Annotated in this window: 33 protein-coding genes; 15 read left to right on the plus strand and 18 right to left on the minus strand. The window is 70.7% G+C overall.

The annotated features are described in order from the left end of the window. Nucleotides 1-61 precede the first annotated feature (61 nt). Complete coding sequence (locus GPA03_RS05305) at nt 62-349, plus strand: hypothetical protein (protein WP_156250869.1); 288 nt, start codon at nt 62-64, stop codon at nt 347-349. Next, entirely contained in the window at nt 346-666 is a 321-nt protein-coding gene (locus tag GPA03_RS05310; protein WP_156250870.1) for a hypothetical protein, read from the plus strand. The genes GPA03_RS05305 and GPA03_RS05310 overlap by 4 nt, the downstream gene beginning before the upstream one ends. A gap of 142 nt (nt 667-808) precedes the next feature. Here the strand turns inward: GPA03_RS05310 and GPA03_RS05315 are convergent, their stop codons facing one another. From GPA03_RS05315 to GPA03_RS05335, 5 genes are all read right to left on the minus strand, one after another. Next, a complete protein-coding gene (locus GPA03_RS05315; RefSeq protein WP_156250871.1) occupies nt 809-1,246 on the minus strand; it encodes a hypothetical protein in 438 nt (145 codons plus the stop codon). A gap of 95 nt (nt 1,247-1,341) precedes the next feature. Beyond that, a complete protein-coding gene (locus GPA03_RS05320; RefSeq protein WP_156250872.1) occupies nt 1,342-1,602 on the minus strand; it encodes a hypothetical protein in 261 nt (86 codons plus the stop codon). 152 nt (nt 1,603-1,754) lie between these two features. Further along, entirely contained in the window at nt 1,755-2,066 is a 312-nt protein-coding gene (locus GPA03_RS05325; protein ID WP_156250873.1) for a hypothetical protein, read from the minus strand. Beyond that, nucleotides 2,063-2,329 carry a hypothetical protein gene (locus GPA03_RS05330; protein WP_156250874.1) on the minus strand — a complete coding sequence of 89 codons (267 nt, stop codon included), beginning with the start codon at nt 2,327-2,329 and terminating at the stop codon, nt 2,063-2,065. The genes GPA03_RS05325 and GPA03_RS05330 overlap by 4 nt, the downstream gene beginning before the upstream one ends. A gap of 50 nt (nt 2,330-2,379) precedes the next feature. After that, nucleotides 2,380-3,948 (minus strand): PcfJ domain-containing protein, encoded by a 1,569-nt coding sequence (locus tag GPA03_RS05335; protein ID WP_156250875.1) that lies wholly within the window; start codon nt 3,946-3,948, stop codon nt 2,380-2,382. An 86-nt stretch (nt 3,949-4,034) separates the two neighbouring features. Here GPA03_RS05335 and GPA03_RS05340 point away from each other — a divergent pair, with 86 nt between their 5' ends. Next, a complete protein-coding gene (locus GPA03_RS05340) occupies nt 4,035-4,415 on the plus strand; it encodes a hypothetical protein (RefSeq protein WP_156250876.1) in 381 nt (126 codons plus the stop codon). Between the two features lie 62 nt (nt 4,416-4,477). Here GPA03_RS05340 and GPA03_RS05345 read toward each other — a convergent pair whose 3' ends face one another. The 4 genes from GPA03_RS05345 to GPA03_RS05360 form a co-directional block, all read right to left on the minus strand. Further along, nucleotides 4,478-4,807 carry a histone-like nucleoid-structuring protein Lsr2 gene (locus GPA03_RS05345; RefSeq protein WP_156250877.1) on the minus strand — a complete coding sequence of 110 codons (330 nt, stop codon included), beginning with the start codon at nt 4,805-4,807 and terminating at the stop codon, nt 4,478-4,480. 643 nt (nt 4,808-5,450) lie between these two features. After that, a complete protein-coding gene (locus GPA03_RS05350; RefSeq protein ID WP_156250878.1) occupies nt 5,451-6,380 on the minus strand; it encodes a DNA adenine methylase in 930 nt (309 codons plus the stop codon). After that, a complete protein-coding gene (locus GPA03_RS05355; RefSeq protein ID WP_156250879.1) occupies nt 6,377-6,769 on the minus strand; it encodes a hypothetical protein in 393 nt (130 codons plus the stop codon). The genes GPA03_RS05350 and GPA03_RS05355 overlap by 4 nt, the downstream gene beginning before the upstream one ends. A 30-nt stretch (nt 6,770-6,799) precedes the next feature. Further along, entirely contained in the window at nt 6,800-7,216 is a 417-nt protein-coding gene (locus GPA03_RS05360; RefSeq protein WP_156250880.1) for a ParB N-terminal domain-containing protein, read from the minus strand. 130 nt (nt 7,217-7,346) lie between these two features. On the opposite strand from GPA03_RS05360, the gene GPA03_RS05365 reads away from it, so the two are divergent. Further along, a complete protein-coding gene (locus GPA03_RS05365) occupies nt 7,347-7,655 on the plus strand; it encodes a hypothetical protein (RefSeq protein ID WP_156250881.1) in 309 nt (102 codons plus the stop codon). Nucleotides 7,656-7,675: 20 nt separating this feature from the next. Here GPA03_RS05365 and GPA03_RS05370 read toward each other — a convergent pair whose 3' ends face one another. Beyond that, nucleotides 7,676-8,128, minus strand: a complete 453-nt coding sequence (locus GPA03_RS05370; protein WP_156250882.1) for a hypothetical protein — start codon at nt 8,126-8,128, stop codon at nt 7,676-7,678. Nucleotides 8,129-8,229: 101 nt separating this feature from the next. Between GPA03_RS05370 and GPA03_RS05375 the strand changes: the two genes are divergently transcribed. After that, complete coding sequence (locus GPA03_RS05375) at nt 8,230-9,369, plus strand: hypothetical protein (RefSeq protein WP_156250883.1); 1,140 nt, start codon at nt 8,230-8,232, stop codon at nt 9,367-9,369. 2 nt (nt 9,370-9,371) lie between these two features. On the opposite strand, the gene GPA03_RS05380 is transcribed toward GPA03_RS05375, so the two are convergent. From GPA03_RS05380 to GPA03_RS05390, 3 genes are all read right to left on the minus strand, one after another. Beyond that, entirely contained in the window at nt 9,372-10,103 is a 732-nt protein-coding gene (locus tag GPA03_RS05380) for a hypothetical protein (RefSeq protein ID WP_156250884.1), read from the minus strand. 27 nt (nt 10,104-10,130) lie between these two features. After that, complete coding sequence (locus GPA03_RS05385) at nt 10,131-10,469, minus strand: hypothetical protein (protein ID WP_156250885.1); 339 nt, start codon at nt 10,467-10,469, stop codon at nt 10,131-10,133. Nucleotides 10,470-10,573: 104 nt separating this feature from the next. Beyond that, on the minus strand, nt 10,574-10,882 hold the full coding sequence (locus GPA03_RS05390; protein WP_156250886.1) for a hypothetical protein: 309 nt from the start codon (nt 10,880-10,882) through the stop codon (nt 10,574-10,576). Between the two features lie 168 nt (nt 10,883-11,050). On the opposite strand from GPA03_RS05390, the gene GPA03_RS05395 reads away from it, so the two are divergent. Next, a complete protein-coding gene (locus GPA03_RS05395) occupies nt 11,051-11,641 on the plus strand; it encodes a metallophosphoesterase (RefSeq protein ID WP_156250887.1) in 591 nt (196 codons plus the stop codon). 194 nt (nt 11,642-11,835) lie between these two features. Here the strand turns inward: GPA03_RS05395 and GPA03_RS05400 are convergent, their stop codons facing one another. Continuing rightward, a complete protein-coding gene (locus GPA03_RS05400) occupies nt 11,836-12,291 on the minus strand; it encodes a hypothetical protein (RefSeq protein WP_156250888.1) in 456 nt (151 codons plus the stop codon). Nucleotides 12,292-12,399: 108 nt separating this feature from the next. Here GPA03_RS05400 and GPA03_RS05405 point away from each other — a divergent pair, with 108 nt between their 5' ends. Together GPA03_RS05405 and GPA03_RS05410 are read left to right on the plus strand one after the other, a co-directional pair. Beyond that, nucleotides 12,400-13,107 (plus strand): hypothetical protein, encoded by a 708-nt coding sequence (locus tag GPA03_RS05405; RefSeq protein WP_156250889.1) that lies wholly within the window; start codon nt 12,400-12,402, stop codon nt 13,105-13,107. A 216-nt stretch (nt 13,108-13,323) separates the two neighbouring features. Next, on the plus strand, nt 13,324-14,325 hold the full coding sequence (locus GPA03_RS05410; protein WP_156250890.1) for a GmrSD restriction endonuclease domain-containing protein: 1,002 nt from the start codon (nt 13,324-13,326) through the stop codon (nt 14,323-14,325). A 198-nt stretch (nt 14,326-14,523) separates the two neighbouring features. Here the strand turns inward: GPA03_RS05410 and GPA03_RS05415 are convergent, their stop codons facing one another. From GPA03_RS05415 to GPA03_RS05430, 4 genes are all read right to left on the minus strand, one after another. Continuing rightward, the gene (locus tag GPA03_RS05415; RefSeq protein WP_156250891.1) at nt 14,524-14,823 is read right to left on the minus strand and encodes a hypothetical protein; all 300 of its coding nucleotides are present in this window, start codon (nt 14,821-14,823) and stop codon (nt 14,524-14,526) included. Nucleotides 14,824-14,945: 122 nt separating this feature from the next. Beyond that, the gene (locus GPA03_RS05420; RefSeq protein WP_156250892.1) at nt 14,946-15,122 is read right to left on the minus strand and encodes a hypothetical protein; all 177 of its coding nucleotides are present in this window, start codon (nt 15,120-15,122) and stop codon (nt 14,946-14,948) included. 48 nt (nt 15,123-15,170) lie between these two features. After that, nucleotides 15,171-15,971 (minus strand): hypothetical protein, encoded by an 801-nt coding sequence (locus GPA03_RS05425; protein WP_156250893.1) that lies wholly within the window; start codon nt 15,969-15,971, stop codon nt 15,171-15,173. A 16-nt stretch (nt 15,972-15,987) separates the two neighbouring features. Further along, entirely contained in the window at nt 15,988-16,659 is a 672-nt protein-coding gene (locus tag GPA03_RS05430; protein WP_156250894.1) for a nucleotidyltransferase domain-containing protein, read from the minus strand. Nucleotides 16,660-16,716: 57 nt separating this feature from the next. Between GPA03_RS05430 and GPA03_RS05435 the strand changes: the two genes are divergently transcribed. The 7 genes from GPA03_RS05435 (at nt 16,717) to GPA03_RS05460 (ending at nt 24,866) form a co-directional block, all read left to right on the plus strand. Then, complete coding sequence (locus GPA03_RS05435; protein ID WP_156250895.1) at nt 16,717-17,226, plus strand: hypothetical protein; 510 nt, start codon at nt 16,717-16,719, stop codon at nt 17,224-17,226. A 192-nt stretch (nt 17,227-17,418) separates the two neighbouring features. Then, nucleotides 17,419-17,973 (plus strand): hypothetical protein, encoded by a 555-nt coding sequence (locus GPA03_RS05440; RefSeq protein ID WP_156250896.1) that lies wholly within the window; start codon nt 17,419-17,421, stop codon nt 17,971-17,973. 1,059 nt (nt 17,974-19,032) lie between these two features. Continuing rightward, the gene (locus tag GPA03_RS05445) at nt 19,033-21,474 is read left to right on the plus strand and encodes a type IV secretory system conjugative DNA transfer family protein (RefSeq protein WP_156250897.1); all 2,442 of its coding nucleotides are present in this window, start codon (nt 19,033-19,035) and stop codon (nt 21,472-21,474) included. Continuing rightward, nucleotides 21,471-22,955, plus strand: coding sequence for a hypothetical protein (locus GPA03_RS05450; protein ID WP_156250898.1), 1,485 nt, complete (start codon nt 21,471-21,473; stop codon nt 22,953-22,955). The genes GPA03_RS05445 and GPA03_RS05450 overlap by 4 nt, the downstream gene beginning before the upstream one ends. 136 nt (nt 22,956-23,091) lie before the next feature. Then, the gene (locus GPA03_RS05455; protein ID WP_156250899.1) at nt 23,092-24,003 is read left to right on the plus strand and encodes a hypothetical protein; all 912 of its coding nucleotides are present in this window, start codon (nt 23,092-23,094) and stop codon (nt 24,001-24,003) included. A gap of 105 nt (nt 24,004-24,108) precedes the next feature. Then, nucleotides 24,109-24,240 (plus strand): hypothetical protein, encoded by a 132-nt coding sequence (locus GPA03_RS23005; RefSeq protein ID WP_277754905.1) that lies wholly within the window; start codon nt 24,109-24,111, stop codon nt 24,238-24,240. After that, complete coding sequence (locus GPA03_RS05460) at nt 24,237-24,866, plus strand: nuclease-related domain-containing protein (RefSeq protein WP_162458264.1); 630 nt, start codon at nt 24,237-24,239, stop codon at nt 24,864-24,866. The genes GPA03_RS23005 and GPA03_RS05460 overlap by 4 nt, the downstream gene beginning before the upstream one ends. The last annotated feature ends 59 nt before the right edge of the window (nt 24,867-24,925 follow it).

The raw sequence follows: 24,925 nt of genomic DNA on the forward strand, positions 1-24,925 counted from the left end.
TGCGGCACCGGGCGCCACCGTCGCGGGCGGTGCCGCACATCTGGCAGCCATGGACATGCACATGGACACGCCCCGCAGCCTGACGCAGACCGAGCTCGACGCGATCGCCGCGGCACAAGCCTTCCTCGAGGCCGCCCCCTCGGGCGCCATCGTCACCGACAACGGCGAAGGCTGGCCCTGGGTCAAGAACGTCATCGGCACCTGGAAGCGTGATGGTGTCGCCCGCCCGCTCAACGCCGCCGAGGTCGTGCAGTGGCACACCGAGGCGCTGCTGGACCCCGATGACGACACCGACCAGGTGTTCGCACCGGTGCTGATGGTTCCGGCCACGACGGTGCCGGCGGCATGAGCACCGCGACTCTCGAGCGGACCTGCATGCGATGCGGGACCAGCGAGCTCGACCACCCGGCCCGGTACGAGGAGAACATCTGCCTGCTGCTGGCCGACGCGATGACCGTCAGCTGGACGCAGGCGCGTGACCGGTACCAGGCGGGCCTGTGGCCGGCGCCGATGTGGGAGGCCTACCAGCGCGGGCACGCCTACAGCGCCGACCGGTACTGGGGCACCCCGACCCCGGCCGTGACGCAGTGGGTGCAGCGGCTGGAGTGGGCACGCCGGGAGCCGATCGCCGGTGACCTGTACCAGCACCCGGTGCCGATGTTCTGAGAGCAGACCTCGAGCGCCCCGTCACCTTCCCGGTGGCGGGGCGTTCGTCGTCAGGGCGGTCGGTCGATCGGGTCCGCTGCATGGGACGTCCATGTCCACAACTGTGGCGCTGTCGCTACAGTTCTGGACACCTCTGCGGTGGTCAGAGACGCATCAGCCGGTTCCAGGCCGCAGCCGCGGTGATGTCTTCCAGGCGGACTCGGCCGGCGTGCCGGTCGGCGTCGGTCAGGCGGCGCACGTACCCCGGTCCGCCGAGCTCGCGCAACCGGTCCACCTCGGCCAGGTCGGCCGCGTGCTCGGGACCCGCCAGGTGCGCACGCACATACTCCTGGGCAGCGGCCCGGGTCTCATGCACCACCACCCCATACGGTGGACGTAGCGTGTGGCCGTCATCCTCGAACGCCTCCGGTCGCCACGACGGGATGAAGGTCGCCCACTGCTGCCCTTGGCGAAAGACGTGGATGCGGTTGAGGTCGCGGTCGGGGTGGTCCAGGTAGTGGCCGGGCTGCCCTGCGTGGTCAGGTCCGTGCCGGCTGCGGCGCGGGTGCGGCACGGGTGGGAACAAGGTGGGCAGCTCCATGACTCCTCCGGGACGGTCTCCTGCCCGTATGTGCGGCACCCAGCTCAGCCGACCGGGCCGCGGTCGCGTCGCCAACGTTTCCCGCCTGGTGCCCGTCAACGGTTACGTCTCAGCTCCGTCACGATGTTCGCCGCGTCTTCGACCAGATCGGCGTAGTGCCCACCCTGGGCGACGTTGATGAGCGCCCGATCGAGGCGGTCAGCGAGGTCCGCCTGCCGCTTGGCGAACTCGGCAGCGATCGCCCGATCGAAGGCCGCGCGGCGTGCGGGGCGCTCGGAATCCATCCCCTCGTGCAACAGGAGCCCGTCGCAGAAGAGCTCACGTACTCGCTCCATGCTCGGCGTGCGTTCGCTCATCGATGGATCCTGTCTCTCGCGGGTTTCGTCTTGGATGCCGTGGCCTCAGCAGTCATGATCGCTGCTCGCCTCGGTGGTCGGCCATGCAGTCCTCGCGGCACTCGTCCGTGCACACTCGTCGTCCGGGTCGGTGATGTTGGCGTCAGTGGTCCTCATCGGAGCCCGATCCCTCGCCCCCCGTCTGCCGCTTGGCCTTCTCGGCGGCGACCCGAGGACGGATCGCGGTGCACTTGCTGCGTGGTGCCATCGTCGTCCCAGCGGATCACGACGGATGTGTGCTCCAGGTCGACCTCCAGGACGGTGTAGCCGCGGCCGCGGTTCTCGAACCGGTCGCCCACCTTGAGCGCGCCCCACAGGGCATCCCGGCGCGCCTGCGATTCCTGCGCCCAGGTGGTGAGCATGCGGGCGAGAGCTCCCATGCGCGCGTCGGCCCGCTCCTGCGCGGTGGGTGAGAGGGCGCTCATCGGTCGGCCCGCTCCACGACGTGGCCCACGAGGTTGTACAGGCGGCCGTCCTCGAGCAGGTAGAGCTCGGGGTCGGTCGGGTCGGCGGCGCGCTGGCGGGCTGCGATGCCGTAGCGCCAGTCGCCATGGGGAAGCATCCCGCCCGGGGCCTGGTGATACCGGATGCGGTCACCTTCGCGCACCAGGGTGCCGTCGGTGTACCGCGCGATGCGCACCGGCCGCTCGTGCCGTTGTGGCGGTCCGACCTGTCGCTGCTCGCTCATAGGGTTCGGATGTGCGGCGCGGGCCGGTGCGGCGCACACGATGCCCCGGCTCAGGCGGCCAGGTCGTGCCCGACCGTCCGGGGCGGACCTCCAAGGTAGGTGTCCGCAAGGACTCCGCGGCCGGCCAGGTGGGCTTCGACGTCGACGCGTACCGTCTCGGGCAGAGTTGTGTTGCGATGACCGAGCAGCTGCACCAGCCGCCCGGACCCGTCGCCGGTGAGCTCGACCTCGAAGTTGCCGAGCATGGAGCCATCGATGTCCAGGACCGCGCCCAGTAGCGAGGTCTTGCGCCACAGGCGCAGCTGGTAGGTGGCGATGCAGTGGCGCATGGCGGTTCCCCACTCGCGTAGCTGGGTGCCGGTGCTCGCCACAAGCACGGTGCGCCCACCGGCTGTGACTCCGGGTAGCTCGCGGTGCAGCCTGGTCGGCTTGGTGACGGCGAAGTCCGTGGCTGCGGCCCGGGCCCACGCGCCGCTGGTGACCTCACGCCCCGGCAGACCCGGCGGCAGGACGATGTCGTGCAGGTCCGTCCAGGAATCGACCCTGGTCAGGCCCGGCACTGGCGGGGCGATCGCGATGTCCCGCAGGTAGGCCCAGTGGACGTTCCCGGTGTGCAGCACCAGGCGGCGCAGTGACCGCTGGTCCAGCTGGCGCAGGTGCCGGCGTAGCCCGACGATGTGCTCGGCCGAGGGCCACTGGCCCGGGTGGGCCGTGATTCCTTGCCCGCGCAGCAGCGCAACCTGCCAATCCACCGGGACCAGGCCGCGTACCGCCCATGCCAGCAGGACCTGGCTCAGCGCGGCGCGACGGCAGGCGGCGTCGTCACGGGTCAGCAGCTGGCCCAGGCTGCGGGCCAGGTCCTTGCGGTAGGCGCGCTTGCCGAACAGCTGCCGGGTCAGGGTGGGGATGTCGGCGGCGCCGGCGAAGGCGGACAGAACGAACAGCGGGCCGTAAACCCGGGTGGGGGTGCCTGCGGCGTCAGTGTCGAGCTCGAACAGGCACTGCGCCAGCGGTGCGTAGTGCGCCACGTCGACTGGGGCGGGCAGCAGCAGCCGCAGCAGGGGTTCGGTGTCGTCGCGGTACAGGTGCTCGCTGGTGTACCCGGCGCCACGGCTGTAACGCCTGGTGCGCAGCCAGCGCCCGTCGGGCAGCACCCGCACCCGCCGCCAGCTGACGGTGCGCCAGGAGGCGTAGACCTTGCGCGAGCCGCGCGGGTGACCCACGACGAGGTGGGACTCGCGCATCACGTAGGCGGTCCCGGTGGCGTCGGTCCGGTAGACCTCGAGCTTGTGTCGCTTGACGGCGCTACGGCCGGACTCGATGCGCCGGGTGACCTCGGCCTCGGGCAGCTCGCACACCACGGCGGCGACCTGGACCCCGCCGTGCTCGTCGGGCTCGAGATCGCCGGGGCGGGTCTGCATGTGAACGTCGTAGGCGACCCGTGCGGCGCCTTCCTCGCCGGGGGCGTACCGCGGGGCCAGGCGCAGAAGCTGCGTGAGAACCGGATCCTCGACGGTCACGCACGCGTCCCGAGGAACCTCACCGTTGGCGTTCGCCCGCCGCGGCAGGTCCTGCCCGTGGGTTCTCGCTGCTTGGTCGCTCTCGCGCTGCTCGCTCATGAGGTTCGGATGTGCGGCGCGGACCGGTGTGCCGCACATCAGGACAGGGACCACCACCCCCTTACCCGGCTTCGGAGGTTCCTTCCGTGCATCGTGACGAACGCATGCGTGCCTGCTCCTACGCACTGCTGGAGGCCTACGCGCTGGCGCGCAGCCTGCCCGTGGTCGTCAGGAGCCGCAACGTCGGCACCCTTGATGCGCCGCTGTGGGTCTTCGACTTCGAGGACGAGGACTCGACCGTGGTGATCGCCGACCTGACCGGTCCGCTGCTGCTGTCCAAGACGCTGGACTGGAAGGCGGCGCTCGAGCACGCGCAGTCCGGGCACCGCACCACCTGCGAGGGTCGGGGCGATGCCTCGGCGTGCACGGTGTGCGCCGCTGCGTCCTCGGAGGTGACGGTGAAGTCGTTCACCCACCCCGAGTACGTGGAGCCGCAGCCCGAACCCGAGGAGCTGGCCTCGGTCTGACCCCCGCAGGACGCACGAAAGGGCCGGCAACCCCTCACGGGTGCCGGCCCTTTCGGCTGGTGTCAGTGGGCGGCGTCGTAGGCGGTGAGCACGGCCTGCGGGACGCGGCCACGGTCGGAGACCTTGTGCCCGTTGCCCTTGGCCCATTCGCGGACCGCGGCCAGGTCCCGATGGCTGCTCGCGCCGTTTGTCGCGGCGTGCCCGGCGCGTCGGCGTCCACCGACCCGGCGACCGTGGCTGGTCCACTTCTCGAGCGCCTCCCGCAGCTGTGCGGCGTGCTTATCGTTGAGGTCGATCTCGTAGCTGACCCCGTCGACGGCGAACCGGATCGTCTGGGTCGCGGCGGTGCCGTCGAGGTCGTCGATGAGCTCGACGACGGTCTTGCTGGCCATTGGTGGTTGCCCCCTCATCCTCCGGTGTGCAGTCCCTTCGAGGCTAGGGGACCCCGGCGGCAGGGTCGAGGTTGGCCGGTTCCTGGGCGTGTTGTGCGGCCGCTCTCAGCCCTGACGAACCTCCTGCGTGAGGTCCCCGCTGAGGTGCCGGTCTGGATCGCAGCGCCGTGCGGCTCAGCCGCATCGCGGATAGTTATGCACTCCGGCGCAAACCCATCCAATGAGTGGACGGAGTTCCGAAGCCGCCCCTGACCTGCGCAAACGCTCCCCGATCGGGGCTCCGACGGAGCTCGACGGAGTTTTCCGAGCCCAACTCCGTTGTGAAGATTCTGTGAAGGCCCAGGTCAGAGGGCCTCTATAGAGATGAATACTCTCTTGAACGGAGAAACGGAGCAAAAAACAGGGTACGTGTATAGGGGGTTGTGTGTGCAAACCGCAGCCCCACTTCTTACACACACACAGCCCCCTATAGGGACCCCCTGAAGTTGCTCCGTCCGTCCGTTTCTCCGTCCACCCCCTCTGACCTGCGCAAACGCTCCCCGCGGCGCGACGGCCCGACGGACTTCGGCGGCCCAACTCCGTCGAGAACGCCTCCCAGGGCCCCGGTCGGCCCCAGACGGGGTACCGGGGGCGCAGCGGGTGGTCAGGCGGCGATCGGGTACTGCCGCACCCAGGTCGAGCTCGAGCCCGGCAGCAGCACCGTGTCCGGTGGCAGCCACAGGTTGTCCGAGAGCACCGCGTGCTCGGTGGCGATGCGGGCCCGGTTCGCGGTGTTCGGGATCTGGTAGGCCAGCACCCGCCGGTGCGGGTAGAGCACCTGGGCGACCACGTCCTCGTCGTCGTAGGTCAGCAGCCACCGAGCCGGGCTGGCGTTGAGCACGCGGGCGAGCTCGCGATGCTCGACCTCGGTCATGCCGTTGGCGTACAGCCGGTTGCCCTCGCGCAGGTAGGGCGGGTCGACGAGCAGCATCACTTCCTCCTCGATGCCGGACCCGTCCAGGTCGGCGATCGTGGTCACCGCCTCACCCTCGGTGAACCGGATGCGGCCGGCCAGGGTGCCCAGGTGCCGGATGCGGCTCGCCAGGCCATCACCGTTCCAGCGTGAGGCGATGGTCCACGGCCCGCTCTGCTGCTTGCCACCGATCGGTCCCACACGAGGGGCGACGATCCCCGAGCGCGAGCACCGGTTCACCACCAGGGCCGCGAACGCCAGCTCGAACCGCTCCCCCGCCCAGGTGCCGTCCATCGCGGCGCCGACAGCTTCCAGCGACGCGGTCCACAGGTCCAGGTCGGGCATGGTGCTCTCGACGCGGCGTGCCAGCTGCTCGGGCTCGGCGAGCACGGTGGCCCACATCGCTGCCAGGGCCGGGTGCTTCTCGGTCAGCCAGACCTCGCTGACCGCACCGGTCTCCAGCAGGTGCAGCCCGGCGCCGGCGCCACCGGCGAACGGTTCGATCCACACCTCGACCTCGAGCAGCGAGACCTGCCCGGCGAAGATGTCTGCCAACCGGCCGGCCATGCGGGCCTTGCCGCCCGGGTACCGCAACGGGGACAGGTACCGGCGGGCGCTCACGGCCGCTGCGACTCCTGGTAGTCAGCGAACCGGATACCGGACGCGGCCTCGACCGCCTCGAGCAGCGGCTGGGGCAGCTCGGTGACCAACCCGTGGTACGGGTTGTAGGGGTCGGAGGAGTGGGCGGTGCTCGGGTGCGGAAGCGACCACGTGCCGTACTGCGCAACGCCCCACTCGTTTCGGCCCCGGGCGGTCAGGGTCACCGACCGCGAACCGTTGTCCTCGACCGCGGTCACGGTGACCGACTCCAGGGTCACCGGGTACCCGCGGCCCATGTTCAGGCGCCCGAAACCGGTGACGCCTAGGGTGGCCGTCACCTCGAGCCGCTCGCGGCGGCGCTTGAGGCTCGCGACGGGGGCTGCGGCGGTGTCGCTCTCAGGTCGGTCCATACCTTCCGGATGTGCGGCAGCGGCTCCCGGTCAGATGAACGAGTCCTCGCTGGTCAACCATGCGATCGCGGCGTCGATGTCGCCGTACAGGACCACGGGCACCAGCTGCGCTCCGAGGACGGTCAGGGCCGCGACCCGGTGGTTGCCGTCCAGCACCGGCCACGGGGGCGAGGAGGACGGGGAGGGCACCCCGATGTCGACGGCGATCGGGTGCGGGTCGCGCGGGTCGACACCATGCCGGACGAACCAGGCGATGCGGCGCGCCTCGCACGCCCGGCACGGCACCGGGTCGTCGTGCTCGCACGTGCTCGGCCGGTCCAGCTCGGTCAGCACCGTGCCCCGCCCGACCGGGCCGCACCCCCAGACATCCTGCGTCAGCGGGTCACCCAAGGCGAGCAGCCGGTCCAGACGGACCCAGCTGGCACCGGTTGGGTCGTACGTGCTCATGCCTGGCCGGATGTGCGGCACCCCCGCGCGCCGCCGGTCTCACCCTCCCGCGCGTGCGGGCTCACCCCGTGGCGCCCGGGTTCGCGCCGAGCTGCTGCACAGAACGCCGCGATGCCGCACATGAAACGTCATGACCACCAACACCCTCACCACTGACCAGCAGCAGCGCGCCCTGGACCTCGTCGCCGCGTGGCTAGGCCCGAAGATGGGTCACGACGGCCCCGCCCCCACCGGGCAGGAGGCCGCCAACCGCGCCGAAGGTCCGTGGCTGCACCCGACCTGGGACTGGCCCGGCAAGCCGACCCCGACCATCCTGCTCGAGGGCGGCCCGTATGACTGGGCGCTGGAGGTCTCGTGGGATCTGCGGTCGCAGTTCGCAGGCATCGGTGTGTTCGCTGAGCCGTACGCCGGGTACGCGCTCTGCCTGTACCCAGCCTGATCCGATCGGCGGCGGTGTGGTCAGCCGCTCGATGCGAGATCGGCGATGTCGTGCTCGTTCAGCCACCCGATGTCGTCCGGGTGTGGCAGACCGATGACGGCCCGCCAGTCATCGGTGACGGCCAGGTACCAGTTGCGATCCCCTGCCCGGCCGACCGGACGTGCTGCGAGGGCGAGCGCGGTGACCTGCGCGACCGCGCGTGCGTGCGCCCACGGCACACCGAGCGGGTCCTGCCCGATCTCGAGGGCGCGCAGGTCTACGGCAGCCCCGGCGCGACCGTGCAGGTCCTCCAGGTACTCGGCACTGGCGAGCTCGCCTCGCCCGGGCACGAAGAACAGCGCGGTGTCCGGCATCGCTTCTCCGGGTATCGGCCATCGCCGGTGAAAAGCGGTCACCTGATCGAACGTCAACGACGCGGCCACCTGCAGCAGCCGCGTGACGTGGGGGCTTTCTGCCCCGTCCTTGGTAATCATGCGCCCTTGATGTGCGGAAAAACGAGACACGGAACACTATCTGCCATTGTGGCGTAAGAAGATGAGACCGGCGGCGTGTCGCGCCGCACATAAAGAACAGCATGAGTGCTGAGATTTCGCTACCCCTACTGTCGGTGGCTCTGGATGACCTGTGGCTGCTGCGGGGTGGTGCCGCGTTCGAGGCGGTCACGCTGCGGGAGCTGTCCGCGATGAAGACGATGCCGGCCACCGCTGCCCGGATGTGCGACCGCGCGGCCGGGATGCTCGAAGAGGTGGCCCGCGGCCGAGCCGCCATCATCGCGCTGGTGGAGCGGTCCGGCATCGAGACCGCCTTGGCGGGCGCCGGTGACTGGTTCATCACCGGGCAGTCCTGGCAGGAGCAAGCTCTCCGCCGCGCTGCCACCGCGTGCGAGGAGACGGCTCCGGCCGAGCTGTACCAGCGGGCAGTCGCCGAGGTGTCCGCAGCCGCGCGGGTGTATGCGACTGTCGCCACCTGGCTGCGGGGTCAGCTGACCCGGAGCCGGCTGCCCGGCCGGGCCACGATCGGTCGGATGCTGGACCGGTTGACCGAGGCCGCGCAGGGCGCCACCGACGGCGCTTACGTCATGGTCGGGTCGTTCGCGCTGCAGCAGGCGCTGCGGGCCGTCGGGGCCCCGGTCCATCTGACCCGGGGCATCTTCGAGGACCAGTGCCGGCAGGGACTGCACGTGGACCTGCCGGACCTGACACGCGAGGAGCTCGAGGCGTACATCACCACGGCGGTCACCGGGTTCAACCCGCGGGCCCGGGTCACCGAGGCCAATCTGGACACCTTGGCGGTCAACACGTTGCGGCACCGGCACACCGACTACGACCGCACCCAGAGCACCGAGGCGTTCCTGGCCGCCGGCACGGCTATCGTCGCCGCCTACCCGCACCTGGCGGACGCGGTGGCCACCCAGGTCGCCGACCGGCTCGCGCACGACGCCATCTTCGGTGCCACCCCGGCCCGGCATGCCGACCGCTCCCCTACCCAGCTGCAGCAGTGGCGGCACCAGCGCAAGATTGAATCGGCCGCCGCTCTGGCCGAGCGTGACCTGACGACCGGTGACCAGGTGTGGTTCGCCCGGTACGGGCGTGAGCACACCGGGACCGTGGTGGCGGCGTGGCCAGGCGGCTCGAGCGTGAAGGTACGGGTCCGCTCAGCCGACGGGGCGCAGGAGATCGTCACCACCGTGCACGGGGTTGACCTGACCGGCTGAGATCACCGCTCGAGCTCGGCCAGCATCGCTGTCAGCTCCGCACGCTCGGCCAGGGCTACCGGATGCTGCTCGGCCCACACGGCCCGGGCGCCGCCGTGCATCCCGTGCACCAGCGGACCGAACGTGACCCCGACGGGGACCGCGACGATGCCCAGCAGCGGATCCCGGGAGGTCTGCTCGCCCTGGAACGGGACGGCTTGCCGGAGGTCGGCGGCCCGGTCCGTGGCGCGCTCGACGGTGGAATGTACCGACAGGACGTCGAACCGCGCGGCCTGGAAGACACCGGTGCGTTCGACCCTGGTCACGCCGAGCAGGTACACCTCGCGCAGGGCGCCGCGTGTCGGTGCCGGCAACGTGGCGGCCAGCGGGGTGACCTCGGGAGAGCCCAGGTCGGGGTGCTTGGCCGCCAGCTGACGGAACCGTTTCTGCTTGTCGGCCGGCCACGGCACCTGCGTGGTGGCGGGGATGGGGCCGCGGGCGTGCCCCAGGAAGTTGGTGTAGTCGCCGACGACGACCGGGACGCGAGACGCGAGCGGTTCCAAGTCATCGGGCAGGTCGGCATCGACCTGCACCAGCAGGACGTCAGCACCGGCCGGGGTGCCTTGGACGCCGGCGCACCGCCATCGCGCGATCGCGGTGTCCAGGTCTTCGAGGAACATGATGGCGGCGCTGTGGCCGCGGCCCTCGGTGAGGTCGGTGTTGGTCTGCAGCAGGTACAGGTACTGATGGCTCATGGCTGTTCGATGTGCGGCAGGCTGCTGTCAGCGGGTGGTGCTCAGCAGCTGCAGCCCGGCGGCGACCTCGCGCGCGATGACGTCCAGGCCGGTGACCGAACGCATCGTCAGTGGCTCGCCGCCCTCCACCCATGCCGGGTGCCGGTAGGTCGCCACCAAGTAGGTGAAGTCCTCCAGGTCGACGCCCTCGTGGGTGATGGCCACGACGCCGTCCTCGGTCGGGGCGACCGCGGCCAGGGTGAGCCCACCGGTGTCCTCCACCTCGATCTGAATGCCGAGGTCGGTGAGGGCCGCCACGACGGGGTCCAGGCCCTGAACGGTGGTCGCCGCAGCGAGGCGGGCGGCGTAGTTCAGCTCGTCGGTCATGCCTTCTTCATGTGCGGCACGCCGCCGCGCGCGGCACCCGGTCACAGACACGTCGAGGGGCGCGGACCGTGACCGGTTCGCGCCCCTTCGAGGAGAATGTGGGCTCAGCTGGGCAGGTTCGCCACCTGGTCGCGCACCCAGGCCGCGACCTGGTCGGCGTCGTCGCCGGCGACCAGAGCAGAGGGCACCACCTCGCCCGACTCCTCGTCCTGGACCCGCCACGCGGCCGAGTCGCCCTCGGACAGGTCACCCGGGTGCGGGGTGTAGACGATGACACCGTTGCCGTCGGCGCGCTCGACGACGCGCACGTAGGCACCGCCGCCGTCGTCGCTGACGGGGAGGCCGAGGGCGTCGGCGACGGCCTTGGTGCGGGCGGTGTGTTGGTCCTCGGCGGCGAGGTCGATGTCGGTCATGACAGCCCCTTCGTGGGTTGCGTGCAAGTCGCTTGCTTCCCGAATGTGCGGCACACGGAGAGCTCTGAGCACCACCCTACGCCGGGCACCCGACACCATGACGCCGCACATTCAGATGTTGGAGGGGCGCGCGTCGGGCGCGCCCCGCGCACGAGACGGACCCGCACCATGGCTACCTGGTACTCGGCCGACCCGCACTTCTCCCACACCAACATCCTGCATCTGGGACCGGGGCGACCGTTCGCGACCATCGCCCAGCACGACGAGGCCCTGCTCGAGGCGTGGAACTCCCGTGTCGCCCCCGGGGACGACGTGTGGCTGCTCGGCGATGTCGCGATGAAGACCACGGCCGCGGCTGCCGTCATCGGCCGGCTCAACGGCCGGGTGCACCTGGTCGCCGGCAACCACGACGCCTGCTGGACCAGCCACCCCGACCCCAAGCGCGCCCTCAAGGCGCAACGCCTGGTCGGGCAGTACCTGGACTGGGGGTTCGCGTCGGTGCACAGCTCGGGCATCGTCACCGGTGCCCAGGTGGCCGGCATCCCGGTGGTGCTCTCGCACCTGCCTGCGCGTGGTGACCACTTCGAGGGCGACCGGTACGCCTCGCGACGCCCCCGGCCCGGTCCCCTGCCGCTGGTGCACGGCCACGTCCATCACCTGTGGAAGGTGCGCGACCGGCAGGTCAACGTCGGTGTCGACGTGTGGGGCTACGCCCCGGTCCATGAGGACGAGCTCGCGCAGGTGCTCCGCACCCTCTGACCCGCGCGCACCACGCGTGCCTGGTGGCGCCGACCCCTCGCGGTTCTGCCAAGTATGCGCGTTGCCCGTCGGACACGAACAACCCGCATATTCGGCTTGTTCGTGCGGGAATGAGTCATCAGCGACCCGCTTCGTCGGGGATGCAGAACGGGCGCCCCCATGACGGCCAGGCGCCCGCTCGCCGGGAAGGCGGGTCAGTCGCTGACGGTCGCGGTCACCACGGTCAGGGACTCGGTGGGCACGCCCGTCCAGTAGCGGCCGCTGTCGCCGCCGAGGCGGGCGACCTTGGTCTGGTGCTCGTTGCGGGCCGGGCCCAGCGAGACCACCAGGGTGCCATCGGGAATGCCACGGACGCCGGTGACGCGGGCGACCACGCCGGCGTGCAGCGGCGCCGGCGCGTCCAGCCGCGCTCGAAGGTCACGACCGGCTTCCTGCTCCCCGTCGTAGATGCTGATGGCGTCGGAGGAGATCCGGACCCGTTCCTCGGTGCTCGGGCACCGCAGCACGTAGGTGCCGCGGACGCTCTTGGGCTGCGCCACGACCACCATGATGCGGGAGGCCCAGCGGCGCTGCACGTGCGGGGAGGTGATCACCTTGGTGCCGACGGGGATGTCGAGACGGTGGGCTGCCGTGTTCAGGTTGTCGCTCATGAGGTCCGTATGTGCGGCACCGCGAAGCTCCGCACCCGTTGCGTAGGGCTCCACCTGACAGACCCAGGCTCTAAGGTCACCGGTACCACCCACGCAGCAGGAGAGACCATGGCAGGCACCACCCGTACCATCGTGATCGCCGCGGGCGTGACCGTCCTGGCCGGAGCTGCCGGCATCGCCGGGTGGCTGTCCGGGCAAGGGTTCTTCGAGCGGGCCCCCGAACCGGACTTCCACGCCGGCTGGGAATGGATGATCCGCCAGGACGTCGCCTTTGATCAAGGTCAGGACTTCGACTACCGGACCGGTGAGGTCACCGGTGGCACCGGGCTACAGCTGCCCGACCCGACGATCGATCTCGAGGCGGAGAACATCGCCGAGACCTGCGAGCGGTACGTCGCCAGCCTGGACAACCAGAGCGACACCGTCATGTTCATGCTGTTGTTCACCGAGTACGAGGCGGCCTCGCGGGTGAACGAGAAGTTCCCCGCCGTCGGCGCGGCTCATGACCAGATCGAGGCGCAGCTGGACCTCGAGCTCGGCCCAATCTTCGACGAGGTCGGCGAAAAGGTCGCGAACTACGACGAGCTGGTGGAGGCCCGCGCGGAACGACGGGCCGAGCTTTGGGCGCAGCAAAGTGAACGTATCCGCAACCAGGCAGACCGGGTCGACGACATGGGCGCCGAGGTCCGCGAAGCGATCCGCTCCGAGGAGGGTGTCCGCGCCGCTCAGCAGGTGGTCGTGGAGCAGTGCGGGATCGTGGTGTCTGAGGGGTACGAGTTCCCCAGCGCCGCGGACCTCGGTATCGAGCTTGGCTGACGCGACGCCGTCCGTGCGGATGGCCGGTGGTCGGGGCCGCACACCTGTGGGCCGGCCCCGGGGTCTGTCACCGTCGTAGCGGTTCCGCTCCCATCGTCGACGAACGATCCGGTCCGGCCCAATGGGCTCGCACTGCCCTCGGTGGCTGGAGTCGCCGGGTCGCATGCCGGCGCTGTCGGTGCCATCGGTCACGATGTCGCCGGACAGGAGAGCACATTGACCAGAACCACGGGCGGCCGCGCCGAGGCCATCCGCCACAGCAAGGGGCTTATCGGCACCCTTGCTGGGCTGTTGCTGCTCACCGGCTGCGGCGCCGCCCTCGGTGAGACCGCACAGGCCAGCCCCGACAGCGATGCGACACCCGTCGAACCAGCCGTCGTCGAGGTCACCGACGCCCCTGCCAGCGAGCCGACCGCGACCGCTGAGGCGGGTACTGCGCTCGCGCTGCTCGCCGAGCTGCGTATCGCCGGACGGGCACCCAAGTCCGGGTACGACCGCGATCTGTTCGAGTACCGCTCCTACGATTACGACCGCAACGGCTGCGACATCCGTAATGACATCTTGCGCCGCGACCTGACCGACATCCTGATCAAGCCCGGCACCAACGGCTGCGTCGTCCTCACCGGCGTCCTCAACGACCCCTACTCGGGGGAGGTGATCTCCTTCGACCGTGAGGCGCCAAACGATGTCCAGATCGACCACGTCGTCGCACTGTCCGACGCGTGGCAGAAGGGCGCCCAGGGCTGGGACGAACAGACCATGCGCGAGTTCGGCAACGATCCGCTGAACCTGCTCGCCGTCGACGGGCCGCTGAACGCCGGCAAAGCCGACGGCGACACCGCCACCTGGCTGCCGCCGGACAAGAGCTTCCGCTGTGCCTACGTCGCCCGCCAGGTCACCGTGAAGCACACCTACGGATTGTGGGTCACCCAGGCTGAGCACGAGGCCATGACCCGCATCCTCGCAGCGTGCCCTGACCAACCGGTCGCTGAACGTGAGACAGCAGACCTCGGCGGTCCTGAGGCGACCCAGGCGCCGACTCAGGAGCCGACCCCGCAGGCCAGCACCCATGCTCCCGCCACCGATGGGGACACCGACCCGCGGTTCGGGTCCTGCAAGGACGCCAAGGCCGCTGGGTACGGCCCCTACGTCAGCGGTGTCGACCTCGAGTACGGCTGGTACCGCGACGGCGACTCCGACGGCATCGTCTGCGAATGACCGAGCAACTCCCGCTGCGGGGCGGCCGGGTGGACACTTCCGCTACGGGTACCGTCCCGTGTGCCGGTCAGATGGGCCCTTGACCTCGCCGGTGGTCGTCTCGGGCAAGGCGCAGACCTGATGGACGGGAGCTCACCGCCGATCGGTAGCTGATGTTGGCAGCTCGCCGAGGTGCCCGGCAGGTCTGGCGTGTCGTGCTCAGGCCTCGGCGATGCCCTTACGGACCTCGACCTGCTGCTGCGACTGGTACCCCTTGATGTCGTCCATGACGACGGCGCGACCCTTCACCGGGCGGTCGAGCTGGTCCGCCAAGCCGCGTGTGGGCATCTGCGTCACCTCGATGTCGTGCTCCCCGATCGCCTTGGGCCCGGCCTGGGCGCCGTCGGCGACAGCGACCGACCCCACACCGACCAGGGCCAGGGCGAGGGCGGTCAGCAGCACGGGCAGCGACCGTCCGTTGGTGTGCTTGAGAGTGGAGTTGATGGTCTTGGCGCCCATGCTGTGGTCCTCCCGAACCCTTTGCCGGCCAGCACGGTGCCGGCGCGGTCCTCCTGGTTCCTGATGTGCGGCACCGGGACCGAATCGCACCGGGTCAGGGACGCGAAGCTCTGCGCGGCCGGTCAGACGGTCGTGTGGGCAGGGCCGTTGGACGGGTGGCCGAGCATGGTCCGAGTGCGTGGGCTGGAGGGGTGGGCGAGCATCGCCTGGGCTCGGCCGCTGGCGGGGTGCAGAGCGATGGCGCGGGCCCGGTCGGCGTCGGCGGGCTCGGGGGTCGCGGGGGTGTCTGTGGTCGACAAGTCGGTGCTCCTGCTCGATCGCGCCCGGGTCCAGCGGGGTGGGCGTGGTCATGCGGCGTGCCGGGCGGCGAGGTGGCGTGCCGCTGCCCGCACACCGGACCACCGGTCCGCCTCCTGCCGCAGCCGGGTCGCGAACGGCTCGAACACCTCCGACAGGTCCGCCACGCCCATCGATGCGGCGAGCTCGACGCGCAGGAACCGCCCGAAGGCGCCGTCGGCGCACACCCACTGGTTGCCGGTGAACTGGTACATCTGGGTTACCTGACCGTGGCGGCCGATGCTGATGAGCAGGTACCCGAGCGGGGTGCGCAGGCTGAGCATCCACCCGTCGGTGGCGTCTCGCGCGTCGGCCTTGGTGAGCTGCACCTTGGTGGCCTTGCCGAGGTCGGTCGTGGTGTCCAGCCAGACCTGCGGGGCGAGCGCGGCGCCGAGGGTGTCGACCAGCTCCTCGCGCACCCGGTGCGGCGGGTCGTCCTCATCGATGTTGATGCTGGCGAAGTGGAACGCACCAGGGGCGGCGGCACTGGCGGCGGGGACACCGATGGTGGCGGGACCGTCCAGGGTGCCGCGAGCGTTGGACGCGAACCTCACCACCCAGATCAGACCAGCGCGGGTGGTGACCTGCACCTGGGTGCGGCCCATGCCGAGCGGTGCGCCCATCGGCAGCGTGGTCACGGCCGCGTCGCCGGTGACGCGGGCGGCGCGCAGCATGCCGAGCACGACCTGCGCGCGGCGCAGCGCCCGCAGGTGGCCGCGATCCCACCCGGGTGCGCCGGGCTCGAGCCCATTGACCTCCACGACCGGCAGCCGGCCGTCGGTGCCGAGCACGGCACCCTCCTCGGACCTCATGTCGTCTCCGTTCGGGTCATCGGGCGCGGCGCAGCTCGACCAGGATGCGTTCGACCCGTTCGGTGTCGGGACGGTCGGGCAGCACGGATTCGACGGCGTCGAACGCGGCCAGGTCCGCTTCGAACCGGTCCAGGAACGCCTGCGGGTCGGTCTGTGCCAGCTCGCCCATGGTGAACAGGTGCTCGCGGTGCTCGCTGACGTCAAGCACGAGGCGACCCTCGGTGAGTAGGTACGTGCCCTGCATGAGCAGGCGCACGGCGTGCCGGGCCGCCTTGGCGGTGCGGAGCTGCTGGTTGCGGACCTGGCGAGCCTGTGACAGGGCGTACCCGCCGTAGCAGGAACGGACCGCGCTCGTCCACAGGAACGCCTGACGGGCCTCGACGAGCTGGGCACCGGTCTCGGTGAGCACCTCGTACCGCTGGGCCCACAGCAGCTCGGAGACGGTCGGGTTGCCCTTGAGCGCGAGGCGGCAGAACTTCCCGACCTCGTGCAGGCTCACGTCGGGGTTGTGGGTCACGACGCTCTGGTCGACTGCTTGGGTGCCGTTCAGGCCGAGCACCTCATCGGTCGGTGCGACGAAGACGCCCAGGCGGTCGAGGTCGGAGTCGGCGTGGGCCAGCCCGTAGGCGGTCGAGCCGAGCACGGCAAGCATCAGCACGTCACGGTCGGCGGTAATGTCGGGGGTCATGCACTCCTGATGTGCGGCACGTTCTGGCTGCGCGGCCGGTGCCGCTACCGTTCGCGGATGGACTCAGGTTGGGGCGCGGTGATCGGCGTCGGGATCGGCTCCGTGCTCACGGGGCTGTGGCAGTGGATCGACAGCCGCCGGCGCCGACGTGATGCTGCAGACGCGCGGGCCGCTGCATTCGCCCGCGAGCTGCGCGCCGAGCGGCGCGTGATCTACGCCCGGTTGCTGTCGGACCTGCGGTCTTTCAAGTACCACCCCGCCGACTCGTCCACCATCATGGAGTTCCCACAGCATCTCCTGTCGCGCTCGATCGTGCTGACCAGCGCGCTCGACGACCTCTACTTGGTGGCAGGCCAGGAAGTCCTGGACGCCGCCGAACGAGTCCGAGTATCGATCTCGGCCCGCGCGGAGGCCACTGCTCGGTACTACCGAGAGCCCAGGGGCGAGCGCTTCCGGCCGGAGATGGTCGCGTCAGCGAAGGCGAACGTGGAGCGGGTCGATGAGCTCGCGGCGGCGATGCGCGCTGAGGTCACCACCGACATCGACCCGAGCACGCAACCGCGGTAGCTGCCACCGCGGCGCGACCTCCTTGTGCAGACTGCGGCGCGCGCATACGCTCGGCCCACGGCACCGGACATGCCGGCAGCTCGCGCGAAGGCTTCGCCAGTCCACAAGCAGTACCGAGCCAGAACGATCCGTCACTTCACGACCTTCGGCTCGACCGTCATGCGAGCACGGTGACCGAGCCAGAAACGTGAGATGACGATGGACACCGTCCGCTTCTTCAAGGACCGCGCCAAGGCCCAGCTGCGCTCGGCGCGCGCCGGGACCGCCCACCCTCCGACGCTGCAGCAGATGCAGCACGAGGTGGCCCGCGAGGCGGGGTACCGCTCGTGGCGCGACCTGCTGCACGCCGACGAGGATGATCGCCAGCTCGCCGTCACCATGACGCTCGAGCCGCACCTGAACCTCAACGGGTTCGGGCCCGGCGCGTACGGCGGCACCATGGACGAGCGCCGAGCGCGCATGGCGGGGTGGCGCCGGGAGCTGCGGGGCCGCGCGCGCGACGTCGCCAGGGTCCGGGACTGGCTGCTAGCCAACGTCGCACCGCGCAAGACGGTCAACCCCAACGTCGGCAGCTACAGCTTGAAGCATCTCGTCGAGCGTGCGATGGGCACCTACATCGAGAACGGCGTCCTGATCGCCGCCGCGATCGGTGCCGGGTACGGCTACCGGCGTGAGCCGGGATGGTCGCCGAACGCGACGCTGGCGATGTCCTCGGTCAGCGTCAAGCAGCTTCGCAACCGGATGTAGGGCTTGCTCGTCGGCGGCGGGGAGGGCACACCGCGCGTGTCCCCGCCGTCGCACGCTCACCGGCCGGTGAGCCGCCAGCGGCGGTAGCCGGACGGGGTCGGTGAGCTGGTTGCCTGCCCGGTGCTGGCTGCTGGCGGGGTGGTGCCGGCGCTCCTCCCCCAGACCCCCTCTAATGAGCTCCCTCCCCTTCCTCGCTGGCGCTCGGTCGGGTCGGTCGCTTTGGCGCTTCGCGCTGGTGGTGGCGTGGTGTTGGGCGTGGTGTTGGGCGTGTCGTGGCGTGGTGTTGGCTGCGTCGGCTGCGCCGCCGGAGGGCGGCGCGGGGGGTACGGGAGGCGCGGCGCCCGGGGCCCGCGGGGCGGGGCGTGGGCGCTGCGCGGGCGTGACGGTTCGTGGCGGGGTTGTGGCACCGCTGCGCGGTGCGGCGGGTGCGGGGTTGGCGGGTGCGTGCGGGTCGCCAGGGGCGTCACGGTGCCGTGACGTTGATCGGTCCGGTTCGTCCCGTTCGTGCGGGGTCCACGTGGTGGTGCGGGAGCGGGTCGCGATGTGACCGGTCCGCGGGCTTGCGGAGTGCGTGACGTGGGCGTGACGACACCCGGTGGGTGCGCACACCTGTTCGAAACTACGTACGGGTGTTCGACCCGTGGGCGTGGCGTCTACGTGACGTCGACGTCACGACACCGTGACAACACCACCCCTGCGATTGGACCACCCAGCACCCCCGACCTGTGCCGGCGCCCAGCGCCGAAACAGGTGACCGGGCACGACGCCCCCAGGCGGCGCGCACGGACAGTCGCTGCACCAAGCCGACAACGCGACGGCAGCGAGGAACGAGCAGACGACACGATGACGGCACGCAGCAACTCGGGGCCGACCCGCACCCTAAGGACAAACGCCCCCAAGGCGTGAGACCGAAAGGCAGGGGAGGGTTGCGGGCGCGACGCGCCGGCCTTCCTTGGGGGTTACCGGCCCGGCAAGTCCGACGCATGCGGTCCTTGCTTGGGCTACTCCCCCGAACCTGCTCGGGCGGCCTGCGCGGGTTCCGGCGCATGTTCGACTGGTATGAGGACACGTACACCCATGCAGGCCTGGCGACTGGAGCGGGCCGGGTCGATGGACCCCAACCCGACGACCTTCACCTCCCGGTCGGGCCAGTTCGCCCGCACGGCCGGTGCGCTCGGTGGCGGGACGCTGCTGATGCTGCGCACCGGGGACCAGCTGACGGGGTACGCGCTGCTGCCCAAGACGACCGAGTCGGAGACCGCGGTGGCGCACCTGGCCTCCGCGGTGGCTGCCAGCGCGGTCCCGATGGAGCAGATGCCGGACCTGACGCAGGCCTCGACGATCGCCACCGCAGTGATCGACCCGGACGGTGCGGCGTCGCGGGAGTCGCTGCAGGGCACCGACATGGCTGAGGCGGCGCGGGCGATGTCGGTGGCGATGTCGGCTGGGGACTGGGCGGCGGTCACGATGCGGGCGCCGTCCTCGCGCGAACGGAACCGGCACCGGCGATGGTTGGCCGACCGCCTGGGCACCCAGTCCCCCACCCATCACTCCATCGGCACCGAGGCCACGGTCATCACGATCCGGGTCGGTTCGAGCTCGGCCCGTTCGGCGCGGTTCCTGCTGGGGCAGGTGTGTGCGGCGCTGCCCGGGTTCGACGTCAAGACGCGCGCCGTGGTGCCCTCGTCCAGGACTGCGCGGGTGCTCGCCACGGTGGGTACGGGTCTGGTGTTGTGGGGTGCCGCCCGGTGGGGGCTGGCAGCGATCCAGACCGACTGGATGCCGCAGCTGCCGTGGGCCCGTATCGGTGACCTGGGCGGTGTCGTGCTGACGGCGTTGGCGACGCTGTGGGCCTTCGGGGTGCTACGTGCCCCAGGTGATGGCGCCCGTGCCGCGCTGGCCTCCGGCCGGCTCCGCGGTGCACACCGCCCCTGGTGGAAGGTGCGGTGGCGGGGGCCACGGACCATCACCCCCAAGGACAGCCCCGCCAAGCACGTCCCGGGCTCCTACCCGTTGGCGCGGACGGGGTTCCTGGTCGGGCCGCAGATCGTGACCGGCCTGGTCGCCCCGCACGCCGGCGCCACCTCCGGCGAGTCCTCGACCGCGGCCCGTGCGACCCCCTCGACGTTGACGCGACGCATCGGACCGCTGGTCGGTGTCGGGGCCGACGGGGCGAAGGTGTACCTGTCGGCCGAGGACATGCTGTACGGGGTTGGTCTGCTTGGCCGGCCCGGGTCGGGCAAGTCGCAGCTGGTCCGTTCGCTGTTCGCGTGGTCGTTGCTGGAGCGGCGGCACCCGGCGCACGTGGAGGGCTTCCCGGGTGCGGCGCACGGTCTGATCGCGTTCGAGTCCAAGGCCGACGGTGCGGTCATGTACGAGCAGTGGGGAACCATGCTCGGTCAGCGGCCCGTGCTCGTGGAGGTCGCCGACCCGGACACCCCGGCGATCGACCTGTTCCAGGTGCCCGGCACCGTGAAGGACAAGGCGACGTTCTTCGTCAACGCGATGCGGTACGCGTTCGGTGAGGAGGCCATCGGCAACCGTGCCTACCCGGCCCTGATCCAGCTGTTCACCGGTGCTCTCGCGGTCACCCCGACCATCGCCTCGCAGGTGCCGGGTGTGCGTCATGACGCCTCCCCGGTGTACTACGCGTTCGTCCTGGTCGGCGGTGAAGGTGAGAGCGCTGCGACCGGTCTGGCTGCGGAGATCATCGCCGAGGCGGTCCGGACCGAGAACGGCTCGGACCCCGAGTCCCCGTTGCAGCTGGCGCGTCGTGAGCTGGTGCCGCTGTTCCAGGACATGACCCCGGCGGCGCGACGCTCGATGCTGGAGTCGGCCACGAACAAGGTCCGCCAGATCGCGGCTGCCGAGATGTGGTGGTCCCCTGCCCGCACCAAGCGGTCCTGGTCGCAGGTGCTGACCGACCACTCCGTTGTCGTGATCAACACCGGCACCACCCGGTCGGGTCTGCAGGTCGACGACACGTTGACGGACTGTGTCGGTTCGATGCTCATGTACGGGCTGCAGTCGGCGATCAAGCGGACCTGCGCCGGGTGGCAGGAACAGGGCAAGTTCACCTCCATCTTCGCCGACGAGCTCGCCCTGCTGGCCGGGTCCTCCCCGGAGGTGCTGGTGTGGCTGCGCAACCAGGGCCGCTCCTACGGCGCCCGCCCGGTGTTCGCCACCCAGTACCCCGACCAGCTGGACCCGCAGGTGCGGATGGCGCTGATGTCGTTCTCTACCCTGATGACCTTCGCTCAGGACAACGCCACCGTCGCCGAGCAGGTCGCCACCGATGCCGCGGTCGACGGTTCGGCGTGGACGGCCGCCGACGTGGTGAACCTGCCACGGTTCAACGCCATCCTGCGGACCAACGTCGCGCAGCGTCGGGTCTCGGCGTGCACCTTCTCGGCGCCGCACTTCGAGGCGGACATGTCGACGTTCTCCCTCGAGCAGGGCTACGGGGAGCTGGCCACCCTCTCGCGTGGGGCGATCTGGTGAGCGTCTCCGCCGTCGCCCCGGGCAACCAGCACTCCCCCACCCGATGGGAGGATGAACGGGTCCGCATGGTCGACCTGGCCGACCGTGGCTGCACACCCGGGTGGGGTGCGGCGGAACGGCTCGACCCGTACTGGGGTGGCATGTGGACTCAGGGGTCGAGCGCCTTGTGGGTCTCGCAGAAGTTGGCCCGCACCCAGCAGACCTCGGGTCTGGCGCGGATGCCCCGCTCGCTGGACATGAGCGTCGACGAGGCACGGGAGGCGGTGCGGTCCTCACGGCACTTCGGTGCCCGGCTGGCGGCGCTGGCCGCGATCGACCAGTGGCGGACCGTCTCGGTGGAGCAGCTGGCCGCCATCACCGGGTGGGAGCACCTGGCCTCCCCGGACCCGCGGTCGCTGGTCGCGCTGTTCGCGCTCGGGGTGCTCGACCGTGGCACGTTCGCCTCAGCGTTGCTGCCCGGTGCGGCGACCGCCCGCTCGACGCTGTACCGGCCCTCCCGCTCGGACGCCTTCGACAAGGAGGTGGCACCGGCGCTGTCCTGGGAGCAGCAGGTCGCGGTCACCGGTGGCAGCCCGTGGGACTTCCGCCGCCAGTTCGACCGGCACAACCTGCTGGCCACCGAGCTCGGGCTACGGGTCGCGCAGTTCTGCGACATCGGCACCGTCGTCGGCGAGAAGCTCTCGACCATCGACTTGCTCGCCGGCACCGGCCTGGGCCGGACGGAGGTCGCTGACGAGCGCGCCGCTGATGTGACGCTCGTGCGCGGTGACGGTCTGCGCATCGCAGTGGAGCTGACCGCCTCGGCGGGCCCCGACTTCAAGGAGAAGGTGCGCCGCTGGGCCAAGCTGCTGGTGGAACGTCCGTTGGCGACCTCAGGGCTGACAGTGCTGTTCGTGGAGGCCGCACCCCATGATGGTGACTACCGGTACGGGTCGGGCCCGACGGTGCGGTCGCAGGTGTACAAGGCAGTCGCGCAGGTGGTCAAGCAGTTCCCCGGCACCGGGGCGGACCGGGTCGCGGACCGGTTCGGTGTGGTGTCGTGGTCGCAGTGGTTCCCGGCACCGGGCACGGTCTCGCGCGCGTTCCTGACCCTGGAGGTCGACCGCCCGTCCGGTCCGGCCGATGACCGGTGGCAGCGGGCCGGCCTGCTCGACGTCATCGACACCCCGCTGGAGGCACGCGACCCTGCCGCCTTGACGGCCGTCATCGACAACGCCGCCACCTTGCTGGGCACGCCGCACTGGTTGCGGGCAGCGAGCAACGCGCCGGCGCTGTGGCCGGTGCTCATGCAGGCCAACGGCTGGGCGGGGCTGCCGGTGCCGCCGCCGTCGCGGGCGACCCGGTTCTCCGGGCAGCGTCCTGAGGCAGCCCGCGGTGTGGTGGGCGTCACCCGCCCGTGCGAACGGATGCGGATCGATACCGCGACGAGGGCTGCCCGCACCGCCGACGTGGCGGAGAACACACCAGACGTAGTGTGGTGAATCGGCGGAATCTGGCGGTCGTGTGAGCCGTGTGACCCACGACTCAGGCTAAACGGGTACCGCCGAGACGGTGGCCCATCGGATAGTTGACGCTGCCAACAAAATCCGGCACCCATCGAAGGAACACCCACCTGTCATGAACCTGCCCAAGCTCACCGCGGCCACCACCATCGCCCTGGTCGCTCTCGGCGCCACCACCGCCAGCCTCGTCGCAACCGCCGCTGCCAGCCCAGGCAGCTACCCCCTCGCCGTGAGCGAGGTCCCCGACCGGCCCGCCATGATCCGCGGCGTGACCCTGACCGCGGTCCAGGCCATGCGCGCACTGCTCCCCCACACTCTGGAGCACCTCGCCGACGACCTCATGACCGAGCGAGCTGAGGAGAAGGTGTCACGCACCGACCTGCCCGCCACCGCCGGGAAGGACCCGGTCGACCTCGACGGGGTCACCACATCCGGTGCGGGCACGACCGTCCCGGCGGCGAGCTGGCACACCGAAGACAGGGACCTGTTCGGCAAGAGCCCGAGTGCCGGCCCCGCGCAGTCACCGGTCGAAGACGGGGAGGAGGACTACCACCTCATCATCGACCTTGACGGGACGCCACCGCTCGAGTCCCCGATCGAGGATGTCGAGACGCCGCAGCCGCCGATCGAGTTGCCGCTGCCCGACGAGGGGTGGACCGACCCGATCCTCGACCCGATCGACAAGCCCGACCTCGACCTGTCCCCCGAGGACCTGCTGCGGGCCGACGTGCTCGCCGCCGTGGACCAGTGCATGCTCCCCGACGCCACCAACACCTGCGGCCTCTACTCCTCTATCGGGGCCGGCGCCACCCGCGAGAGCGGGGTGCTGTTCCCGAACGGCCCCCTCGACCCGAGCACCGAGACCCTGACCGTCACCGAGCAGGGCTTCGACTGGGACCTGGGCCAGATGGAGCTCCAGTTCTACAGCTACATCGACGGCAGCTGGACGACCGCGACCCTGGATGTGCACGCCCACAACGACCCGAGCACCGGCAGCATCCTCATCGAGTTCAGCCCGGCTATCTGACCCACCCCTCGAGCCCCGCAGGCACACCTGGCCTGCGGGGGTTCCTCTCGCCCCCGCAACGCCCTCTCGGCGCGGTGCGGCCGGTCTGCCGCACATCTACAGGTCATGGCAGCCGATGACAGCAACGATCAGTACGGGCGCGACATCGACTCCTGGCTGGAGCGTGTCGGTGGCCGCCTCATCGCGGGCCTGGGCATCGGGCTGGTCATCTGGGGCGCCGTGGTGGTGCTCGGGTGAGCCAGCGTCGACCCGGCCAGGTCATCGGCCGCCCCGGCGGTGGACTGGAGGCCGGACGCAACCAGTGGGCCGCCAACGCCGACGTCGCCCGTCAGGGACACGCCGGCGAGCTCCGAACCGCTGCGGTGCTCGACCCCATCGCCCGCACCCCCGGCGGCCCGACAGTGCTGCATGACCTGACCATCCCCGGCTCGCGCGCCAACATCGACCACGCGCTGGTACGCGGGAGTGACGTGCTGCTCATCGACTCCAAGCAGTGGAAGCCCGGCCGGTACTGGACGCTGCCGGGCCTGGGCACCTTCCGCGGCCGGGAGCGGTTCAGCTACGCCGACAAGGCAACCATGGCGATGGCGGTGGACAAGGTCCGCACCCATCTGGAGGCCAACGGTGTCCAGGCCCGGGTGCTGACCCCGCTGGTCGTCATCTGGCCGAGCTCGAAGCGTGGCACGGTCCGCACCCTGTTTCTGCGCATCCCTTGCGCCCGCGTGATCGCCGGGGATTCCCTGGCCCGGGCCGTCGGGACCGGCAGGGCCGCTGACCCGCAGGTCGTGGCCGCCCTGGCCAAGCTGCTGCCCGCGCACCGTCCCGTCCGTACCGCCTCCCCTGCCCCGACCGACACCTGGTGAGCGTTTCCCGCCATAGGGACAGCAGGAGGCGCGCCGTCGACGCGCGCCCGTGACCGAGA

It is taken from the genome of Pseudactinotalea terrae, from assembly GCF_009733845.1.
Classification (GTDB): domain Bacteria; phylum Actinomycetota; class Actinomycetes; order Actinomycetales; family Beutenbergiaceae; genus Pseudactinotalea; species Pseudactinotalea terrae.